The 571-nt window shown below is 40.6% G+C and carries 1 protein-coding gene; it reads right to left on the reverse strand.

Annotated features, from left to right (window positions below; all coding sequences use genetic code 11):
* Positions 1–102: 102 nt before the first annotated feature.
* Complete coding sequence (locus Q1A70_RS20310) at positions 103–468, reverse strand: hypothetical protein (RefSeq protein WP_299695864.1); 366 nt, start codon at positions 466–468, stop codon at positions 103–105.
* Between the last annotated feature and the right edge of the window lie 103 nt (positions 469–571).

The following is a 571-nucleotide window of genomic DNA, read 5'->3' on the forward strand; positions in this document are numbered from 1 at the left end:
ATACGAGACAAGGTTCACTCATTACCGCCCATGCTGGGTAAATTTTAACAGTGACAACTATCCTGCCAGAGGGGGTTCCGATGAAAACTCAAGAATGATTTCTTAGGCATAACAACCCAACTCGAACTCAGACTCAAGTGATAGTGGTGTGTCTAAAGTTGTTTGGAGTAAGTTTCGAGAAACCAAATCACACAGGAACGGTAATATTTTTCTTCCGTTTAAGCCAACGTGGAGCCCTAGACTCTTTGCTGTTTGGGCACCATTTTGTTTTAAGGTGTTAAGGAGAGTTTGATGGAAGTGCGTCAACTTATTTCTTGAAGCGTATCGATGTAAAATCTTAAGGTTGCTAAATATGACCTTATCCAGTATTTCTTCCTCTGTAACCAGTTCTAATTCCAAACCCAACTCAAACGCGGCTTGAACTTTTGCTTCCCATTCACATTGAAATTCCGGCTTTGAATTCTCCATATCGGATTTTACTTCATACAGCGTATATGATCTGCTCCAGTCAGACTGGACACCGTATTAAGCGACATATTGTTTTTCAAAGTTAACTGGGCTTACATACCCA

This window comes from uncultured Vibrio sp. (assembly GCF_947488985.1).
In the GTDB taxonomy this organism is placed as follows: domain Bacteria; phylum Pseudomonadota; class Gammaproteobacteria; order Enterobacterales; family Vibrionaceae; genus Vibrio.

Bases quoted from the DNA above. Each gene is read 5' to 3' on its own strand.
- Q1A70_RS20310 (WP_299695864.1), bottom strand. From the start codon at position 468: ATGGAGAATTCAAAGCCGGAATTTCAATGTGAATGGGAAGCAAAAGTT.